This window comes from Lysinibacillus fusiformis, from assembly GCF_002845985.1.
GTDB classification, from domain to species: domain Bacteria; phylum Bacillota; class Bacilli; order Bacillales_A; family Planococcaceae; genus Lysinibacillus; species Lysinibacillus fusiformis_D.
The window spans coordinates 61,129-81,287 of sequence record NZ_PDFK01000006.1 but is presented as its reverse complement, the minus strand read 5'-3'; the positions used below and the strand labels follow the sequence as shown (position 1 = coordinate 81,287).

At 37.9% G+C, this 20,159-nt stretch carries 21 protein-coding genes, 1 pseudogene and 1 riboswitch; of the genes and pseudogenes, 3 read left to right on the top strand and 19 right to left on the bottom strand.

Going from position 1 to position 20,159, the window contains the following annotated elements; all coding sequences use genetic code 11:
• Positions 1-18: 18 nt before the first annotated feature.
• Positions 19-218, bottom strand: a riboswitch (cobalamin riboswitch).
• Positions 219-317: 99 nt separating this feature from the next.
• Both CRI88_RS17550 and CRI88_RS17545 read right to left on the bottom strand, forming a co-directional pair.
• Positions 318-863, bottom strand: a complete 546-nt coding sequence (locus tag CRI88_RS17550) for a glutathione peroxidase (protein ID WP_036128514.1) — start codon at positions 861-863, stop codon at positions 318-320.
• A gap of 84 nt (positions 864-947) precedes the next feature.
• The gene (locus tag CRI88_RS17545; protein ID WP_036128516.1) at positions 948-1,496 is read right to left on the bottom strand and encodes a hypothetical protein; all 549 of its coding nucleotides are present in this window, start codon (positions 1,494-1,496) and stop codon (positions 948-950) included.
• A gap of 90 nt (positions 1,497-1,586) precedes the next feature.
• On the opposite strand from CRI88_RS17545, the gene ytvI reads away from it, so the two are divergent.
• A complete protein-coding gene (gene ytvI, locus CRI88_RS17540) occupies positions 1,587-2,645 on the top strand; it encodes a sporulation integral membrane protein YtvI (protein WP_036128518.1) in 1,059 nt (352 codons plus the stop codon).
• Between the two features lie 194 nt (positions 2,646-2,839).
• Here ytvI and CRI88_RS17535 read toward each other — a convergent pair whose 3' ends face one another.
• A complete protein-coding gene (locus CRI88_RS17535; RefSeq protein ID WP_036128519.1) occupies positions 2,840-3,973 on the bottom strand; it encodes a C40 family peptidase in 1,134 nt (377 codons plus the stop codon).
• A 344-nt stretch (positions 3,974-4,317) separates the two neighbouring features.
• Complete coding sequence (locus tag CRI88_RS17530) at positions 4,318-6,306, bottom strand: ABC1 kinase family protein (protein ID WP_101966896.1); 1,989 nt, start codon at positions 6,304-6,306, stop codon at positions 4,318-4,320.
• A 245-nt stretch (positions 6,307-6,551) separates the two neighbouring features.
• On the opposite strand from CRI88_RS17530, the gene CRI88_RS17525 reads away from it, so the two are divergent.
• Positions 6,552-8,246 (top strand): FAD-dependent oxidoreductase, encoded by a 1,695-nt coding sequence (locus tag CRI88_RS17525; RefSeq protein ID WP_101966895.1) that lies wholly within the window; start codon positions 6,552-6,554, stop codon positions 8,244-8,246.
• Positions 8,247-8,798: 552 nt separating this feature from the next.
• On the opposite strand, the gene CRI88_RS17520 is transcribed toward CRI88_RS17525, so the two are convergent.
• The 11 genes from CRI88_RS17520 to hmpA form a co-directional block, all read right to left on the bottom strand.
• Complete coding sequence (locus tag CRI88_RS17520) at positions 8,799-9,749, bottom strand: c-type cytochrome (protein ID WP_101966894.1); 951 nt, start codon at positions 9,747-9,749, stop codon at positions 8,799-8,801.
• 227 nt (positions 9,750-9,976) lie between these two features.
• A complete protein-coding gene (locus tag CRI88_RS17515) occupies positions 9,977-10,681 on the bottom strand; it encodes a DsbA family oxidoreductase (RefSeq protein ID WP_058843909.1) in 705 nt (234 codons plus the stop codon).
• A gap of 2 nt (positions 10,682-10,683) precedes the next feature.
• Positions 10,684-11,469, bottom strand: a complete 786-nt coding sequence (locus CRI88_RS17510) for a sulfite exporter TauE/SafE family protein (protein WP_036128563.1) — start codon at positions 11,467-11,469, stop codon at positions 10,684-10,686.
• 85 nt (positions 11,470-11,554) lie between these two features.
• Positions 11,555-11,782, bottom strand: coding sequence for a sulfurtransferase TusA family protein (locus CRI88_RS17505; RefSeq protein WP_036128590.1), 228 nt, complete (start codon positions 11,780-11,782; stop codon positions 11,555-11,557).
• 141 nt (positions 11,783-11,923) lie between these two features.
• Positions 11,924-13,051: an MBL fold metallo-hydrolase gene (locus CRI88_RS17500; protein WP_036128565.1), complete on the bottom strand. Its 1,128-nt coding sequence runs from the start codon at positions 13,049-13,051 to the stop codon at positions 11,924-11,926.
• A gap of 81 nt (positions 13,052-13,132) precedes the next feature.
• The gene (locus CRI88_RS17495) at positions 13,133-13,528 is read right to left on the bottom strand and encodes a DsrE/DsrF/DrsH-like family protein (protein WP_036128567.1); all 396 of its coding nucleotides are present in this window, start codon (positions 13,526-13,528) and stop codon (positions 13,133-13,135) included.
• 16 nt (positions 13,529-13,544) lie between these two features.
• Positions 13,545-14,093 carry a sulfurtransferase TusA family protein gene (locus CRI88_RS17490; protein ID WP_058843908.1) on the bottom strand — a complete coding sequence of 183 codons (549 nt, stop codon included), beginning with the start codon at positions 14,091-14,093 and terminating at the stop codon, positions 13,545-13,547.
• Between the two features lie 63 nt (positions 14,094-14,156).
• Positions 14,157-14,456, bottom strand: a complete 300-nt coding sequence (locus CRI88_RS17485; RefSeq protein WP_036128571.1) for a rhodanese-like domain-containing protein — start codon at positions 14,454-14,456, stop codon at positions 14,157-14,159.
• 11 nt (positions 14,457-14,467) lie between these two features.
• Positions 14,468-14,809 (bottom strand): rhodanese-like domain-containing protein, encoded by a 342-nt coding sequence (locus tag CRI88_RS17480; RefSeq protein WP_058843907.1) that lies wholly within the window; start codon positions 14,807-14,809, stop codon positions 14,468-14,470.
• Between the two features lie 42 nt (positions 14,810-14,851).
• On the bottom strand, positions 14,852-15,112 hold the full coding sequence (locus tag CRI88_RS17475; RefSeq protein WP_101966893.1) for a metal-sensitive transcriptional regulator: 261 nt from the start codon (positions 15,110-15,112) through the stop codon (positions 14,852-14,854).
• Between the two features lie 228 nt (positions 15,113-15,340).
• Positions 15,341-16,507, bottom strand: coding sequence for an NO-inducible flavohemoprotein (gene hmpA / locus CRI88_RS17470; protein ID WP_036128577.1), 1,167 nt, complete (start codon positions 16,505-16,507; stop codon positions 15,341-15,343).
• Positions 16,508-16,697: 190 nt separating this feature from the next.
• On the opposite strand from hmpA, the gene CRI88_RS17465 reads away from it, so the two are divergent.
• Entirely contained in the window at positions 16,698-17,135 is a 438-nt protein-coding gene (locus tag CRI88_RS17465) for an Rrf2 family transcriptional regulator (RefSeq protein WP_036128579.1), read from the top strand.
• 48 nt (positions 17,136-17,183) lie between these two features.
• Here CRI88_RS17465 and CRI88_RS17460 read toward each other — a convergent pair whose 3' ends face one another.
• From CRI88_RS17460 to CRI88_RS17445, 4 genes and pseudogenes are all read right to left on the bottom strand, one after another.
• Entirely contained in the window at positions 17,184-18,164 is a 981-nt protein-coding gene (locus CRI88_RS17460) for a GNAT family N-acetyltransferase (protein WP_058843905.1), read from the bottom strand.
• 61 nt (positions 18,165-18,225) lie between these two features.
• The gene (locus tag CRI88_RS17455) at positions 18,226-18,603 is read right to left on the bottom strand and encodes a VOC family protein (protein ID WP_089933750.1); all 378 of its coding nucleotides are present in this window, start codon (positions 18,601-18,603) and stop codon (positions 18,226-18,228) included.
• Complete coding sequence (locus CRI88_RS17450; RefSeq protein WP_170829872.1) at positions 18,604-19,038, bottom strand: DUF1801 domain-containing protein; 435 nt, start codon at positions 19,036-19,038, stop codon at positions 18,604-18,606.
• A gap of 374 nt (positions 19,039-19,412) precedes the next feature.
• Positions 19,413-19,905, bottom strand: a pseudogene (locus tag CRI88_RS17445) (DUF1648 domain-containing protein).
• Positions 19,906-20,159: the final 254 nt, after the last annotated feature.

The following is a 20,159-nucleotide window of genomic DNA, read 5'->3' as shown; positions in this document are numbered from 1 at the left end:
CTAGCTTCCGAGAAGTTTTTATACGTTCAAACAAAGGTCGGTCTCCTGGCTTGTACAGTTCATTACATAAAAAACGAATGTGTGATAAAGTACCTTCCCATCTCTGTTAAGACAGTGGTAAACCTTTATACTAGCTGTACTTACAGTTGCGGAAACAGCTTCGGTTTTTCACCGAATTCCCGATTATGCTTGTTAGCACCTTTATTCTGCAAGAATAATTCACTTGTAAAGCAGTTTATCATATATTAATAGGAAAAAATAGCTGTGCTTTGAATGGATCGTCACCATTTCTAAAGAATAAGATAAACAAAACTGTTTTATAGTATAGTTTCAATTGCCTGTTCAATATCAAGTTGTGAATCTGTTGGTTCAAAGCGTGCAACGGTCTTGCCGTTAGCATCTACTAAAAACTTTGTAAAGTTCCAGCGAATATTACGACCATCTAAAAAGTTAGGGGCAAGTTGAACAATTGCCTCAGCAAGCATTTTTTCCTGCATGCTCGCCTTGCCAAACTCTCGAAAATCCACTTCATGTTTTAAATAATTGAATAATGGGTGGGTAGTCTCTCCATTTACTTGTACAAGCTCAAAAATTGGGAAGGTAACGCCATAATTCACTTTACAAAGATGCGTAGTCTCCTCGCCATCTTCAGGATTTTGATGACCAAATTGATCGCAAGGAAATCCTAGAACGACAAAATTATCTTTCCCATATTTATCATACATTTTTTGTAAGTCATCAAATTGATATGTAAATCGGCATTGATTCGCCGTATTGACAATTAGCATCGTTTTTCCACGATATGTTTCCATCGATAAAATTTCACCATTAGGTTTTCGTACTAAATAATTATAAATGCTCATGTCTTAACCCCTTTTATTTTTTCATTTATTATAGTTGACTATTCAATAATTTACCAAATAATTTGCACAAAAAACACCATCTCGTTACGTTGAACGGATGGCTGACTTATACTTCTGTTTAGATTTAACGTCCTGCTCTTCATTAATTAAACGATGGGCAATGTCTAATAACTTTATGTCACTTGTCTCGTCATATAGCTTTTTAAAAGATACAATAATATCATGGCGAATGTGAGTCGGATGCTTCTCATCTAAACAAGTTTGAAATCTCTTTGCTAAATAAGACACCACTAAGTCACTTTGTACTTGACCTGCTAGCCCAATTTTCCAAATAGCTTGTAATGCATTTCGAGCTGTAACGGATCGTTCATCATAAGTCACAGCCCAAATCTTTAAAAAATCCTCCAATACCCTTTCTTCTGGGTCACTTTTTGCGGCTAAGGCGCATAAAATTTGTGCAGCACGTGCACGTGCATGACCATCTTTGTATGTAAGTGCTTGTACAAGCTGTTCCCAGACTGCATATGTCCAATCTACGGGTTCCTGCAGAATTTTTATTAGTTCCTCGTAAGATTCAATATCGCGGTCATGCTCTGTTAGATTATTAAAAAGTTGCAAAATCTCTTTCTCCATAATTTATCCCTACCTTTATTGTTTCAGAACGTAATAAAATTTGATTTATGGTACACTTAACTTAATTTTTTTCTCAAAGAAGGTGAGTTTATGAATAAATTTAATGCTAGGAAAATGATTTTCCGATTGATTGTGATTCTTTCTCTACTTGTAGCTGCCTATTTTGTAATCCCTGTATCCATGCCTATAATACTTGCTGGTGTCAGTGCATTTTTCTTAGAACCCATTGTTATGTTCTTTAAAAGGCGATGGAAAATGTCAAGGAAAATTGTAGTTGCTTTTATATACATAGTGAGTGTTATTGTTATCTCTATTATTTGCTATATATCCATTACACAAATTATGTCGCAAATAATTATATTATCAAAGCAAGCTCCCTATTATATTTCCAAGCTATCAGATATGTGGCTTCATATGCAAGAAAATATTTCTAAATACACAGAGGACTTTCCACCTGAAGTAAGTGCTTCGCTTCAAAAAACCACTATGGATTTCATAAAGAAAGTTGAAGAATCCTTTTTAAGCTTCTTTAATTATAACAAAGTTTCAGCATTCTTTTCAGAGATTCCAAGCCTATTTATCAGTCTTCTCGTTTATATGATTGCTTTATTCCTATTTATGCTTGATTTGCCCAAATTAAAGGAAATCACTTATAAATATTTAAAGCCTAACACAGCAAAGAAAATAAAAATCATCTTAAATCGTTTAAAAGATGCAACATTCGGTTATATGAAGGCACACTTATTTGTAAGCTTTATCATAGGTGGCGTCACACTTATTGGATTACTATTAATCCAACCGAAATATGCAGTTACGATGACCATTATTATTTGGTTAATAGATATCGTTCCTTTCCTAGGGTCCATTATTATATTAGCCCCATGGGGACTATACCATCTATTAATGGGAAACACAGCTATCGCTGTAAAATTATTCATCTTAGCTGCTATTTTACTTATTATTCGTCGTGTCGTCGAGCCTAAACTAATGGGCGACCACATTGGCTTATCCACTTTGCCAACATTAATTGCCATGTTCATTGGTCTACAGTTATTTGGTATCATCGGTTTACTCGTTGGCCCATTTGTTATCATTTTCTTTATTGCCTTAAAAGAGACAGGTGTCATTAAGCTAAATTTTAAAATTTAATGCAAAGTCATTACGCTTCGAGCTTACCTCTAATGCTCCTCTTAAACCACTGGAAATGCAAAATAAGTGTTCATCTCTCCTCGACAAAGGAGGTAGATGAACACTAAAGCAAAATAAAAAAGGTCATCTTTGTATATTTTTTCTCTACAAAGATGACCTTTTCATCATGTCAATCGTCTATTAAATATAGAGGCTTATTGAATACGACCAAAGCCTACTAAGTATTGATTCCACCAATCAAGTGATTCAATTACGATACCATTGTTTTGAGCATCGATCATTGTGTTGTTCCCTAAGTAAATACCTACGTGAGCTACACCAGAACCATAGCTGAAGAATACTAAGTCTCCAACACGCGCTTCACTTGCTGAGATACGTTGAGTTGCTAAATACTGCTGTGATGCTGTACGTGGTAAAGAAACACCTGCTTGTTTGTATGACCACTGTACAAGACCTGAACAGTCAAAGCCTGTCGATGGGTTACTACCACCCCAGACATATGGACGTCCTAGGAATTGTTTAGCTGTTGAAATAGCATCTCCTGAAGAAGCCGTACCAGCTCCTGAGCCCATAACAATTTTTTGTGGCACGCCGCCATCATTATTTTGAGTTGCTTGTACAACTGGAGTTGCTGCTTGTAGTGCACGTAAACGGGCTGCTTCTTCTTCAGCTGCTTTACGCTCTGCCTCTAAACGTTCTTCTTCTTGTTTCGTTGCAATTTGAGCTTTTAATGCAAGTGATTTCGCTTCATTTTCAGCCTTTTTCACTTCCATTTCGCTTTCCTTTTGTTGAAGCTCTTGGAACTGCTTTTGAAGCTCTTTTTGTTTTTCATCTAGTATAGCTTTTTGTTGCTCTAAGCTTGCTTTATCTGCTTCCTGTTGATCTACCAATTCTTGGTCAGCATCCATTAATGTTTTGACCGCTACGACACGATCCATTAAATCGGCAAAGCTTTTTGCTTCAAGAACGACATTTAAATAAACGCCTACAGTATTATCTTGTGCTTGGTATGCAGCCATACGCTCACTTAAAATTTTAGAACGTTGCTCGATACGTTTTTGTGTTTCAACAATACTAGCATCCACTTCTTTAATATCAGCTTGCACCTGTTTAAATATTTTCACCTTTGCGTCGATCTCTTGTTGTAACTTTGTTAATTCTTCTTGTAATTTTTTAACTTGTGCATCAATTTCAGCCTTTTTCTCAATCATTTGTTGAGAAGTTTCTTCGGCATGTACTTCTGTTGGTTGAATTGTATTAAATAATAAGCCGCCAGCTAGTGCTAATGCTAGCACCATCGACTTACGCCATTTATTGCGCTTACCCACTGATCTTCATTCCCCTTCATCTGTCAATTTCGCTCTAGATATTCTATGTAATCACTTGAACGATTCTATTTTAATCAAATGTTCTTATATTTATTTTAGCCTTTTAAAGTTTAGCATTTTCAGCATAACTTTTATACTATTTCATGTCTATTTAATACATTAGTAAAACTCGAAATATTTCTGTAATATTTGCAAGAAAACTACTTTATTCTACAAAACGCCACTTTATTCTGCCTATCGCTACTATTAGCTGATTCGACATTAGACCTACACATCACTTTGTAATGTTTTTGTAATATTTTATTCAAATATTTCAATGAAAAAGGTAGGGAATCAATCCCTACCTACTGCTTCATCGATCTCAGTGCTTGTATAGATAATCTCACTAACAAAATTGCACATAAAAATAAACCTAAATAAGCGGCTGTGTTTAAATATACCGCATACGAATCATGAATAAATTGTGAGATGGCTAAAAGAGCGACAGATATAATGCCAAATGTTATCCCTACTAGAAGCAGAACAAATCGAGAAAACAGATGTGTGATAAAACGTGCATTATGTTCATCCGAGAATATATCATGATGTAAAATGATTTTCCCACTTTCAACCCGTTGAATGAGTTGATCTACCCTTCTTGGCATTTTTCGCAAAGTGGGAATCAGCATGGATAGTTCCTCCTGCAGTCGCTCTTTTGTTGCCATCGGTTCTTTAAATGGCTTTAGGAAAGACGCACGCATATATGTAGCAGAAAAATCCTTTGCCTCTGTAAATATATCGAAACGTTGATCAATGACCCGTAATGTGCCATCTAGCGTCACCAAGGACCGGAGAGCCAATCCTACAGCAGGATAAAATGCAAGTCCAAAATCTCTTACCACTGTAAAGAGCGCATGGATCAATTCTTCAGTTGGTATTCGATCAACATAGGAGATTTTTAATAAAATTTGATCGATGGCCTGCTCCATTCTTGCGCGTTCTGCATGATCAGCATTTTCCACTAATAATGTTAGGCCATCATATAACACGCTTGAATCATTAAGCTGAATGCCCATCAAAAATAGCTTTAAGCCTTCTTGCTGTGTAGCTCCTAATCGTCCAACGGCTCCAAAATCGAGCAAAACGGGTGTGCCATCCGATTCATCGATATGAATATTACCTGGATGTGGGTCTGCATGAAAAATACCTGAGAATAGCATTTGCTCAAAGAAAGAATATAATACCGTTTTGGCAAAGTGCCTACGATCAATAGATAAACGTTTGAATTCTGATGCCCCATCCGCCACACTTTGTCCACGAATATATTCCATCACAATGATATTCTCATTACTATACGCTGTATAAATTTTAGGAATTCGCACCTTATAATCACTTTTGGCTAGCGCATTCTTTACCTGTAATGTGTTACGCACTTCAATATCTAAATGAATTTCCTCACGTAGTCCATCGGCAAACCCACCCGCTAACTCCCGAAAGCCTAATGACTCTGCCCAAGTCGATTTTGTTGAAAGCCAATTAGCAAATTCCTCTAAAATTTCAAGATCATCACGCATAATCCCTTTTACTTCTGGGCGCAATAGCTTGACGACAACCTCTTCATAATTTTTGAGTCGTGCCTTATGCACTTGGCCAATTGACGCTGCTGCAATGGGCTCCATTTGAAAATGACTAAAGATTTCATCCATAGGTTGTGGAAGTGAACTCTCTAAAATTTGTGTAACTTGCTCTGCTGGTAAAGGCTTCACACTATGTTGCAATCTTTCTAACTCATCAATAAAAATAGGTGAAAATAATTCTTTACGTGTAGAGAGGACCTGTCCAAATTTAATAAAAATCCCACCACACTGCTCTAAAGTTGCTCGTAGTGCAATCGCAAGCTCTTTTTCATTTTCCCGCTGCCTTGCATATTTAATTGTTTGCACAACACCGTTTGTAACAGCAATTTTTAACACCTGTCGCAAACGTTTCTGCTGTCGCCAATAGCTTCGCAGACGCAATAGCAAGGACTTTTGACCGTTACGACGATCTCCAGCCGTAATACCGCTTGGATCAAATAACTCAAAAACCAAATAAAGCAACATCGAGATAAGTAGCATACTACCAATCCAAATAAGTGTGCTAACCTCTGTCACTGTCTGCATCATCGTTTCAGACAAAAAATCTGTATGGCGTAAATAAGAATACCAGTAAACAAAAGAGGTTAGTGTCACACTAATGACGACCGATAGCACTCTGCGAACAAAATTAATATTTGAACCAATTAATCGTCCGCTCACAATATAAATCAAACCCGATACAATGAGGATTTGAATTAAAAATTTCAAAAAAATCAACAGTGTCACCCCCTGTGTCATTTCCAATTCCTACTACCGCTAGTATAGCAAATTTATGCCCTAACTTTCTTTTACAAGGAATATCTCTGAAATTTTATAATATGTACTGCTTGATAATATACCCTTATAGGTATATTATTGATTTATAGTATTCATCCTATATAAATTATCAATCATTAGAAATTAAACCCTTATTTAATAGTATCCAAATACCCTAATATGTATTTTGAAAAGGAGTGTTTACTTTGAGTAAAAAATTTATAGTAGTTGGTGGCGTTGCAGGTGGTGCATCAACAGCGGCACGTATACGTCGTCTTGATGAAAAAGCAGAAATTATTATGTTTGAGAAAGGTCCGAATGTTTCTTTCTCTAATTGTTCCCTACCGTTCCATTTGAGCGGGATTGTTGACAATAGCGATAAATTAATCTTAATGACACCTCAAGCCTTTCAAACAAAATACAATATTGAAGCTCGTGTTCAACAAGAAGTTATACGTATTAACCGCATGCAAAAAACCGTCACGATTACGGATTTGAAAACTGGTGCTGATTATGAGGAAAGTTACGATACGTTAGTTCTGTCGCCTGGTGCAAGTCCTATCGTTCCAAACTTAGAAGGTATTCATTCTGAACATGTCTTTACTATTCGAAATGTGGTGGATATTGACCGTTTAAACCGTTATCTACAAACGGATAATGTGCAAGATATTGCTGTAATTGGCGGAGGCTTCATTGGTGTAGAGGTAGCAGAAAATCTAAAGCTTGCAGGCTTTAATGTATCACTAGTCGAATTCGGTCAACAAATTATGGCACCGTTCGATTATGACATGGCTCAAATATTACACAAGGAAATGGCTGACAAAGGGGTTCAAGTCATTGTGAACGACGGCCTCGCACAAGTTGCACCCGATTATGTGGTATTAAATTCAGGCAAGCAATTAAAAGCACAAGCAGTTGTATTAGCCATTGGTGTTCGCCCTGAAACCAAATTAGCTAAAGAAGCTGGGCTAGCTATTGGTGAACTAGGGGGTATCCGAGTGGACGCTAATTATGTGACATCTGACCCTTCCATCTATGCTGTAGGAGATGCTATTGAAGTATTCCATCAGCTTACTCATAAACAAACGCGTCTAGCTTTAGCTGGTCCTGCTCAACGACAAGCACGCGCCGCAGCTAACCATATGTATAGTATCCCACAGCATAACAAAGGGGTTATTGGTTCTTCGAGCGTACAAATCTTCGACCTTGTATGTGCTGCAACAGGTTTGAACGAAAAAACAGCTCTAGCAAATGGCTTTCAAGCAAAAAGTGTTTATTTAATTGCACCAGACAAAGTAGGATTAATGCCAAATAGTAATCCGCTTCACTTTAAACTCATTTACGAAACACCAACTGGAAAGGTTCTTGGTGCACAGGCGGTTGGTAAAGGGAATGCAGATAAACGAATAGACGTTATAGCCACTCTTATCACAATGGGCGGTACTTTAGAAGATTTGAAGGAACTAGAATTATCCTATTCTCCAATGTTTAGCACTGCACGTGATATTGTAAATTTGGCAGCACTTGTAGCACAAAACCAATTACACGGGAACTTCAAACAAATAAAAGTGGATGAAGTTAGGCCACTCATTGAAAAGCAAGCCTTTTTCTTAGATGTACGTGAAAAGAACGAATTCGAATCTGGTCATCTCATTGGCGCCCACCATATACCTTTAAGCGAACTTCGAGAACGAATGAATGAGATACCAAAGGATCAGCCTGTTTATGTACATTGCCGATCTGGTCAACGAAGTTATAACGCGGTTATGACTCTACAAAATAATGGCTATTCTAATGTCATGAATGTCAGTGGATCATTCCTTGGTATTTGCTTATATGAATACTTTACAGATATAACAACTAACAGGGAAAAAATTGTAACTACCTATAACTTTAACTAATCTAAAAGGGATGCGGTGATGTCAATGGGAGAAGCAGCTATTTTGAAAGGTAAGGGGTTGATTTCCGTTCCGTCAGTGTCCTTTCCAAGGGGGGCGTCCGATGAGCCGCTTCACTCACTGCATTCGCTCCAAGGTCTCATCTGTGACGCTGGCTCCACTCCAATCAACCATGTGCAAAAGTGTCTTTTCCTTATCTTTCATACGAGCCGTAGTGAACAAATTAACCCATTATTTGTCTGATTAGAGAAAGGAAAGACTCCTATTTTCAATATAGAGAAGTGATGAGTGACAACACCTCTCCATAAAGAGTAGTGAATACCCTTCACTTTATTGGAAAACCTTTACTAAATTTATGGGTTGGAGTGGAAGGCTACTTGACTCCCGTGGGATAGCGAGACAGGCGAGCCTCTAAAAGAGGAAGCGGCTCGGCGCTCGCCCACAGGAAAGCAAGTAGCCTGCAACGGAAATCCATTTTCACCTTTCGCAAAAATTCTATGGATGGTTTTGTTTTACAACACAATAAGGGATGCTGTTTAACAGCATCCCTTATTGTTAATTTGTTGACAGTACTTTTTCCCAATCAATCGTACCGTTTTTAATTTGTTCACGTTTTTCTTTATCCATAATGTCATTTGGACGTCCGCCTTTTGGCCAGTCTTTATCATGGTTTGCCCATTCTGGACGATCTTGCGACAAAATAAAGGCAGCTAAATCAGAAGCTTCCTGGTCAGTTAAAGTACCCGCCGCACCTATCGGCATATTATTTTGAATATAACCTGCCATCTTCGACATACGCGCCATGCCAGCTCCATCATTAAAGGAATTTCCCCCCCATAACGCTGGACCAGTATTGGCATCAGTACCAGATCCGTCAGCAGCATGACAAGCAATACAAGACTGTGCATAAAGCTCCTCGCCATCAGCAACATTTGGAATCGGAACATTCTTCATATCACTAGTGCCTGCCCATTCACGTTTTGCACCGATAGGTACACCTTCAGAAATATAAGCAAAATACGCCACCATAGCCTCTAGCTCATCACTATTCATTTCAAATTTTTTACCATTCATACTACGAACCATACAACCATTAATACGTTCTTCAATCGTAACTATACTACCTGAGCGCCCGATATATTGTGGATAATTTGCCATTACTCCCACTAACGACGATGTTTGCTCATCATAGCCTGCACCTGCGTGGCAACTTGTGCAAGATAATTGGTTTCCTACATATTCATCTGCCGCTACATGCGTGTTATTGACAAGCTCATAACCGTATAAGATTGCCTCTTTCATAGGTCCATCTGGTACTTCTTCAATACTTGGCGGAGCATAGACCACTGACTGAGCAGCTGCTGTTGTTGGTAATTGCGTCTGCACTGTCGCTTCTTGCTCGCCAACATTCGAATCAACTGATATTTTATCGCTGACAATTGTTCCAACAAAAATTGCGCCTGCTAACAGTACTGTCCCTGCTACTCCTGCTACTATAGGTTTCATCTATAATACCCCCCTTTGTATCCTCTCTTATATTTTAGCAACATAGCAATTAATTGGATGTGATTTTTCTCACATCTCTTTAAAATAGCACCGTTAAGATGATAAAAATGGATATATTATACATTTATTTTTGTTCTATAACACAAAAAACTAGACTTAATACCTCTTGTAGTATATTGCTCATTCTGAATAAAAAAATGTCGAGCACCCAAGTACTCGACACTTTTTTATAGTTTACATACGTCATCATTACAGGCAGCTCCATCATTTCCCACCAACTTTATCGTCGGTTGATTTCCTGCTAATGCTGCCGCCTGATGTAAAGTTCGCACAAACACTTCATTTGGCTCTGCCCCTTTAATGCCATAACGGTTTTCAAACACGAAGAACGGGACACTTTGCACACCAAGTTGCTGTGCATCATAACGATCTCGATCTAAGGCCTCGCTAAAATCATTCGTTGCTAAAATAACCTTTGCCTCTTCTATATCTAAATCTAATTGTGCTATCACTTTTAATAAAAAAGCATCTTCGTTGACATCTTCTCCAGCTGTAAAATACCCTGCCATGAGAGCTTCAGTATAAGCCGCCGCCTTGCCAAACTGCTGAGTCCACTTCGCTAAACGATGAGCCTTTTCTGTATGGGCTGTTGTCATCTTATCAAAATCATAATGCAATCCAATCTCTGCTGCTCTCACGGCGATGCCCTTCGTCATGTCTTTCGCAGCTTCTAGCGAGATATCATATTTTTTAGCCATCCCCTCGTAAAAAGAGGGGGCATTCACTTTCGGCGTATCTGGCCCTATTTGGTATGCTTTATATTCTATTTCTACTTGCTCTGTATAGCCCGCAACATCAATAGCTCGCTCCAATTCACGCTTACCAATATAACAAAATGGACATGTGAAATCAGAAAAAACTTCAATTTTCATCGCTACACTCCCCCTATTATATCCGCCCAAATTTTAATAGCCGTTGCAACGATCAGCACCGCTAAAATGGCTTGTAACACTTTTGTATTCAATTTTTTCCCCGCTCTTGCACCAAGAGGAGCCGCTAGCAGACTAGCTACAATTAAGATGAAAGCTGGATAATATTCAACTTGTCCCGTTATTAATTTCCCAATGGTGCCTCCTATTGAAGAGAGAAAAGTAATGGCAAGGCTTGTCGCTATGGTCATACGTGTTGGAATTCCTAAGACAACTAGCATAATCGGTACTAATAAAAAGCCACCTGCTGCCCCCACAATTCCTGAACCAATACCAACAATCCAGGCCAAAATGATCGCCAGTGGTTTACGAAATGTCACTTCCTCCATCGGCTTATCATCAATTTGCTTTTTCGGGATAAACATCATGACAGCTGCAATCAATGCCAGGATACCATAGACAATGTTAATGCCTGATTCTGATAAGAACTTTGAACCGAAGCTCCCTACAAAGCTACCGATTAAAATAGCACTACCCATGTAGATAATAAGTGATTTATTTAAATACCCACCTTTCCGATATACCCATACACCAGCAAAGGAAGCAAAAAGCACTTGAATTGCGCTAATTCCTGAAACTGCATGCGCTGAAAAAGCCACAAAGCCTAATAATGACGGAACATACAGTAGCATCGGGAAATTAATAATAGCACCACCAATGCCGAGCATCCCCGAAACAAACGAACCGACAAAACCAATCAAAAATATGGTGAAAATCCATGCAATATCCATTTATTTTTCCTTCTTTCTAGCTCCCATCTATCAAGATAAAGAGAAAGAAGGTTGTGCTACGTTAATAGACAACCCTCAATAAGCTCTATGCTTTCTGAATTAAAAATGTAATGACACCAGCAACCTCGGATTGATCTAAAATCACATGCCCTCCCGCTTTAGCCCAAGCAGGAATATCCGCTAAAGCTCCTTTATCTGTTACTTGAACTTCTAAGATTTCCCCCGTAACTAATGTATCCATTGCCTTCTTTGTTTTCACAATAGGCATGGGACATGACAAGCCTTTTGCATCTAGTTGTAAATTTGACATCATAGTAATCTCCTTTGATCCGACAAAGGGTGTAAGCGATTTTGCCGGTTCCACTTTATTAACTTCAGGAAGGAAGAGTGCCTTCCATTCACGGAATTTACACGCTACAAGCATGCATGCGTACTCATTGCACTTTAGCATACGCTATCGGACAGCACAGCGATTTGGTCCAATTTCCATTTCTGTCTGTTCATCTGGTGCAGGTGTTATTTTCCCCATATTTACCTGACGAATCTCTTGATATGCATTTGGCTGTGGAGGTAATTGATCCGTGACAACACGTCTAAATTCCTCGTCACTTTGAATATTTAAACCATGGTTCTGCGCCAATAACTCTCCTAATCGTTTCGCAACCGTTCCATCTGCATTAAGCTCATCAATAATCATGAAATGTGCTGGTAGCACTATTAATTCTTCAGACAATTTGCGATAACGCTTATAAAGTGTTTCTCGTAAATCTCCAACCCAATCTTCAGCAAGTCCAGCTAAATCAGGTCGACCAATTGAATCAATAAATAAAATATCACCCGTTAATAAATAGCTGCCGTCGATGACAAAAGATGTAGAGCCAATTGTATGACCAGGTGAATAGATAGCACCTACATCTATTTTAGAAGCACCGATTTGAACAGTGGCTCCATCAACTAGAGGTGTATAAGGAAAGACAACCTCTTCAGCATCTTTTGGTGGTAAGTAGTAAGCTGCACCAGTTTCTTCTGCTATATGGCGTCCACCTGAAATATGGTCGGCATGTAAATGTGTATCAAAAACATATTTAATTGTAACGTTCTTCTGTTCAGCGAAGCTTGTAAATACATCTGTAAATCTCACAGCATCAATAATCGCTGCCTCACCTTCAGAAATGACCATATATGAAAGGCAGCCCTTTCCTAAACGGACGAATTGATACAGCTCTCCACCACCTGTTAAATCACCAACTTTAATCGGCTCTAAATATTCACTCCAAGATTTCATGCCTCCTGCTAAATAGGCAACATCACGACCTGCCTCAGACAACATTTCAGCGACCATCAATGATGAGCCTTCTTTGGCACAGACAACTAATACTGTTTGTTCAGCCGGAATTTTAGGTAAAATATCTTCAATCCCATCTAACAACTCAAAGTACGGGATATTTAGGTACTCAAATCGATGTCCCTCCATTTTCCAATCTTCAAATGCCTCTGCATTACGAACATCTAAAATAAACAGCGCTTCATTATTAATGACCTTTTTAGCAACTTGTGATGCACTCCACTTTTGAATAGACATACATTTTACCCCCATAGGTATGATTTCAATGTTTTTTATAGCGGAGAGCTATAGTCACTCCCCACTCTCAAGAACAAATTACTAGAAAGTTAGTGATGGCGCTGCATCTTTGGCAAACTCAAGGAAAGTTACAGCTCCACCTACTTCAATACCGTCAATAAAATCATCTGTTGATAAACCCATGACATCCATAGTCATTTGACAAGCAATAAATTTCACCCCTAGTTCTTGTGCCATTTCCACCAGTTGTGGGATGGCTGGTACATTTGCTTTTGAAAAACCTTTTGCATAATGCTCCGCGCCAGCAGGCATCGGTAGTACATGCATCCCTTGTTTATGAATGAGATTCAGCCCTTCAAACGTAAAGAAGATGGCTACCTCCTTCTCAGAAGCTGCCGCAGCCGTTGCGATATTAAACACTTTATATGCATCAAATAAACCACCATTACTTGCAATGATTGCTACCTTGTTTGACATCTTAAATTCCTCCTAATTAAATGCTTTTTGTTAAATTGCCCGTCCAGGATGTCATCCCCGGCAAGACATTAAATACCTTTGTAAAACCATGTGAAGCAAGCTTTTGTGCAGCCATATCACTGCGTGTTCCTGTACGACAGATGACATAAATCTCCTGCTCTTTATCAAGCTCCGTAAGTCGTGCCATTAGTTCACCCATCGGAATAGATTTTGCTCCCTCAATATGTCCAAAAGCGAATTCTGCCTCCTCACGTACATCAAGAATCAATCCCTCACGATTGGTAATCTGCTCTAGATCAATTATTTGACCAAATGTCATCTCTACTATTTGTTCATTTGTACATTTGCGAATATAATGCTTTAGCACACCATCTGCCTCTAACGTACCAATGTATTGATGACCGACCGTTTCAGCCCATGCAGCAATATCCGCTTTTGATCCTTTATCTGTCGCAGAAACTTCTAAAATTTGACCATCCAGTAAATCAGCCATCATCTTCTTCGTTTTCACTATCGGCATTGGACAAGATAGTCCTTTAGCATCTAGCTGAAAATCAGACTTCATACACCTAACAACCTCCATATACCTACATGGGTATTATTTTTACTAAAAAAATATATCTATGCTCTATATTTTTACTGCACCCTCCCAAGCAAGCATACCACCAGCCATGTTGGATACAATAAAGCCATTACTTTCTAGTATTTGAGTAGCACGACCACTACGTCCACCTGATCGACAAACCATAATATACGGCTCATTCTTATTTAATTCATGTAGTCGAAACTCTAATAATCCGAGCGGGATATGAATAACACCTGGAATATGACCAGTCTCTACCTCATCTACCTCTCGTACATCAATAAGATTCAACTTGCTTCCCTGCTCCATAGCTTGTTGAACTTCTTTTGCTGTAATTTCCTTCATTTTTCCTCCTCCTAGTATGCACTCATTCCGCCACGAACATTGGTAACATGCTTAAAGCCTTGTTTTTTTAGTTTCTTACAAGCCTGGCTACTTCGCATTCCACTTTGACAAATGACAATAATTTCTTTGTCCTTTGGTAGTTTGTCAAAGCTTGATCCAAGCGGAACATTTTTAAATTGCGGAATGTTACGTCCCTTATACTCAGCTGGTGTACGCACATCAATAAATACCTTATCTTTATCATTAAGCATATTTTTTAATTGTGCAGCAGAAATTGAATGAACACCTTTAGTAGGCTTCATTCGCCAAATGAAAAACGCTGCGATAAGCGCAATAACAATCCATGTTTCCATGTGATCACTCTCCTTCTTTATACATTTTGGGGTATATCAAAACTATCGACTTTTCACAACTAAATCCATTGCCTCTTGAATAGCGAAATTCATTTTTTCTGTATCACCTTTAGCTGTTGATACACATTCCAATAAATTTTCACTAACAATAACACCTATCGTCTTATCAACCGCGGAACGTACGGCAGATAGCTGCGTTATCACATCCTTACAGTTTTGACCGTCTTCCATCATACGTAAAATACCCCGTAATTGGCCTTCCATACGTTTCACACGATTTGCTGTGTTAGAACCATAAGCCATGCTGTTTGCGCCCCCCTCCATAACGATTGATTGAACTTGCTTACGTGATTTATAATATACCCCATAAGGTATATTGTCAACGGGAAAGTCCCTACTTTTTTTCATAGTTTCGCTCTTTCCGTCATACCGCTTCACTCATCTCGTTTCAGATTTAATCCATCTCTCAGGATTGTCCGCAAAAAATCCCTGTTACGAGTTGTAACTCATAACAGGGACCTACACATTATATTATTTAGCTAATTGCATGGCTGGTCCGAAGAATTCATAGTGAATTTTTTCATCTTTCACGCCAATTTCCTGTAAGTTTTTAATAACAGCTTCCATAAAGCCTACAGGCCCACATACATAAACATCTGCATTATTAGCAACTTTTTCTGCTAATAACTCTTTTGTAATAAGCTTATCTTCTTCAGAGAATAAAGCTGTATAGGATGCATTCGGTAGTACCTTTACTTTCTCCTGAATGTCATCGCTGAACGCTACAACTTTCTCATTACGAGCACATTGGATAAAGTTTACTTCATTCACTGCATCATCATGTAAAGATTGCAACATACTGTTTAAAGGTGTTACACCGATACCACCACTTACAAATGTAATTGGTGCAGCCGTTTCTTCTAAAACAAATAACCCAGCTGGAGCACTTACATCAACTAAATCTCCTACTTGTAAGTCATCATGAATATAGTTTGAAACTTTACCATTTGGCGTATGATCGCTTTCTCGTTTTACAGAAATACGATAGCCGTCTTCTGCATTCGCTTGTGAAAGTGTGTATTGACGGTTCATCAAATACTCTTCGCCTGGCACTTTCACACGGATGCTAATATATTGACCTGGTTCATAAGCTGGCAGTGGTGAGCCATCTTCATTCACAAAGTAAACGGATGTAACTAAGTCACTTTCAACTACTTTCTTCGCCACTTTTAATGGTTTAAATAAACGCCATCCACCGTTATTCTCAGTTTTCTGGTATAACTCTTCTTCTACTTGAATGAAAATATCTGCTATAACGCCATATGCCTCAGCCCATGCATTAATAATGTCATCGGTTGCTGCGTCACCAAGTACTTCCTTAATAGCTTTTAATAAGTTTTCCCCAACGATTGGGTAATGTTCAGGTAAAATACCTAAACTACGGTGTTTATGTGCTATAAGCATTACTGCTGGTAAAATTGCTTCTAAATTTTCAATATGAACTGCAGCAGCATAAACAGTGTTAGCTAATGCTGTTTGCTGACGACCTTGTTCTTGGTTCGTGTGATTAAAAATATTTAATAATTCTGGATGAGCTTGAAACATATTTTTGTAAAACGTCTTCGTGATCTCAACACCGTGAACTTCTAATACAGGTACTGTTGCTTTAATAATTTGAATTGTTTCTTGTTTTAACATATCGCTTACCATCCTTTCGTGATTACAATATAACCCTTTCATTTTCTTAAAGCAATATTTTAAATACATCTTTAACAAAATGGACATAATTAATGTATTTTAAATACATCTTTAAAAATGGTTTGAAAATATTATACTTCAATGTAAAAATGCTATAATTATTTTGAATTATAGAAAGTAGGGTGTTCTGATGCGCTTAACTTTATACACAGACTACTCTCTGCGTACTCTTATTTATCTAGGTGCGAAGGAAGATGGTCAATTATCAACTATTCAAGAGATTTCAGATGCTTATAATATATCGAAAAACCATTTAATGAAGGTGACACATCAGCTTGGATTATTAGGGTATATCGAAACGATTCGTGGACGTGGTGGTGGCATTCGCTTAGCCATCGATCCAAAAACCATTACTATCGGTGAAATTGTTCGTCATACAGAAGAAGATTTTCATCTTGTAGAATGTTTCGATAAAGAAAATAATCTATGTAAAATAGCCCCAGAATGTCAGCTGAAAGGTGTTCTGTATGAAGCTTTACAAGCCTATTTGAACGTATTAGATCGCTATACATTAGACGATTTCTTACATTCCAAAGAAAAGTTAATGGCTCTTCTGCTTGGGAAATAAAAATACCCGCTCAACCTTTGTTGAACGGGTATTTCTTTATGAAGATACTTATAATGCCTTTGAAAAGAAAATCATATCTAATGCGCGAATGCCGTTTTCATAAATAGGCTCTGGATAATGGCGGAAGAAATCTTTTTCAATAGCCTCCATGCGAAAGCCTGCTTTTTGATAAAAGGCAATATTATCAATACTTGAGTTGGCTGTTCCAACAAGCACTGTTTGATAGCCTTCCTTCTGGCATATTTCAGTGAGTTGTCGTAATACCTCTTTGCCCATTCCCTTCCCTTGGTACTTTGGCACAATAGCAATATTCTTCAACTCGATCGTTGTATCAGATTGCGCAATGACTAACGCCACCCCCACCAGCAGCTCCCCACACTTAATTTCAAATAAAGTGCCTTTATCTAAGTATTCTCGAACTACCATTTCACTTTCATCAGCTAGCATTAATTGTGGTAAAAAATCTTCACGATTGCCATCTACCTTCTGTAGGGATATTCGATAACGGACAAAATCTTCACGTTCAAAGACATTTAACACACACGGTTGTTTTTCCTTCACCTCCAACCATGAATGCTCCTCTGGATATTTACTTTCCACACCTAATCGAATAAAAGGCAGTTTTTCTTGTGCTTTTTGTGATCGGATATTTACCTTCCGAGCCCCAGCAAAAACCCGTGCTAGTCCTAGCTCGAAAAATGCAATGTCTAAGATAGCTGTTTTGGCTTCAAGATTATAGTCTTTCCCCCAAAATTGGTGACCTAGCCAAGAGCCAATATGACAGCTCTTTTTATCATGATCTATAAACATTAGGGATGTTACACCAATCAGTTGCCCTTCCTCATTCAAAACTACACGAGGAACCGTCTTCCCCTCTTCCTCGTCCACACATTCACGTTTGATAAAATTAATGGTATCTTCTACCTTACCAGCAGGTAACCCGAGGGCATCTCGCACCTGCGGCATAGAAGATAACTCATGCATCGCCTCAGCATATTTAATATCATGCTTCACTAAAGTTACCGCCATCCTCAATTCCCCTTTTACTACTATTTTTTGTTTTCTTTTCATTATTTATATTCCTAATTCATCAATCATACGATAATTGCCAGGACATGCCAAAACGATCTTGAATCCATGCAAACTGTTTAGAAAAACCATAATGATTAAGTGGCATTAATGCTTGGCCGCCTTCTAGCATTTGGGCAACAAAACGGTTTATTTCCTCCTCCGAATCACACTCTATAAAGACTGATGTTGATGGAGTAAACGTAAACTCGTGTTGAATGGCACTATCATTCACCAGCAATTTTAATCCCTTTAAATGGAGGACTGCCATTGCTACCTGTTGTGAATTATCCATATACGCTAAGCTAACAACTTCTAAATCTGGAAACCACTTCTTATATTGTTCAATCGCCTCATTGGCCTGCCCTTGAAACATTAAAAATGGAGTCGCGCTTTTCATCTATTTTTTCACTCCTTCATAATGTGAAATCCATTGCGCAGGGGTTATTTTTGACACAAGCTCACCGATTAAATCAAATGGAATATTTTTGGCATTTGTAAATCGAATACAGCTTTTCCCCATATTTAATTTTGTGGGCACTCGCTTTGCATACTCCTCTTGGAACCAAGAAAGCAATGCTGGATCTGCATAAATACCCATGTGGTAGAGTGCAATATGACGCTTCTGTACAGCTAGGCTAATAAAAGGTAATGGCGTATTCGGTGTCACATGGTAACCCTCAGGATAGGATGTTAATGGTACCACATAACTGACCATTCCATATTGCATTGTTTGTTCAAATCCATCTGGTACATTCGTTTCTACGGCAGCAACAAGCTCACTAAAAGCATCACGCCATTTTTCTTCGACTTGCTCCATATATACATTTTTCATATTTTGCCTCACTTTTATCATGTAGTTTACTACCTTCACTCCTAGCGTAGTCCTCTTTAACACTTTTTGTAAATAATTTACCATCTCATCACTAGAGAACACAAATGAAATAATTCGATTAAATGGTGCTTTACCAGAACTTCTAACTAACAAATCACGAGGTTTATTGATTATAACAACTGCTAATTCAGCCTTCAGTTTAAATTCCTTTTGCCTAGCTTTAACACCATTTTACTGTACCTTTATCTCCTTTTTGGCAGCTAATAATGTACTGATACATTTTCATCTTAGTTTTGTTAGTATACTGAATTATTGAAAACTTGGGTATAAAAAATAAACGCCTGAAAAATTTCAAGCGTTTACGTTATTACCTATTATTTTATTTTGGCAGTCGCAATTATCCCTTTAATAATCGGAATAGCAGTTCCTAATAGGATGACAGGTAAGACCCACCAACCTAACGAATTTGTTTCACCAAGACCAATACGAACCATTTGGAATGATATAAATGCGAAGAAAATAAGACAGAGGTTTTTCACTTCATTTAGTATTTTTCTGCTATTTAAATAGAATGCTTCTACATTGTTTTCATTCAAGCGTGCTGGATAGTTATGCATATGTGGGGCCCTTTCTAGTAGTCCCATGACAATCCATAAAAATAAACCAATGAATGGAAGAATAAATAACTCTACCTTTGAGCCCCATCGATCTACCTCGCCTACACCATTAAAGTGCGCAGGAATTTCATTAGGTAATTCGAACCATGCAAATATAATATAGATGATGGATACAACAAATATACCTCCGCCAATAATTCCATATTTTCTCTGATTTTGTTTTGGGTAATTTTAAAATTGGTCTATACATTTCCTTCACCCCTATTCATTTCCATTACTCCTTCTACGTAACTACTATAAATAAAGTTTCAAAATTTATGAAAATTGGCTTAATATTCAATAGATATCATTAACCATCTCTATTATTATTAATATTTTATCTATAAAATCTCCTTTTTTTATCACATCACATATAAATTGATATTATCTTCAAACTATTAATTACAGTAAAAATACTCATAATACTTTGTAAAATCCGTATAATCTGATATAAATGATATATAT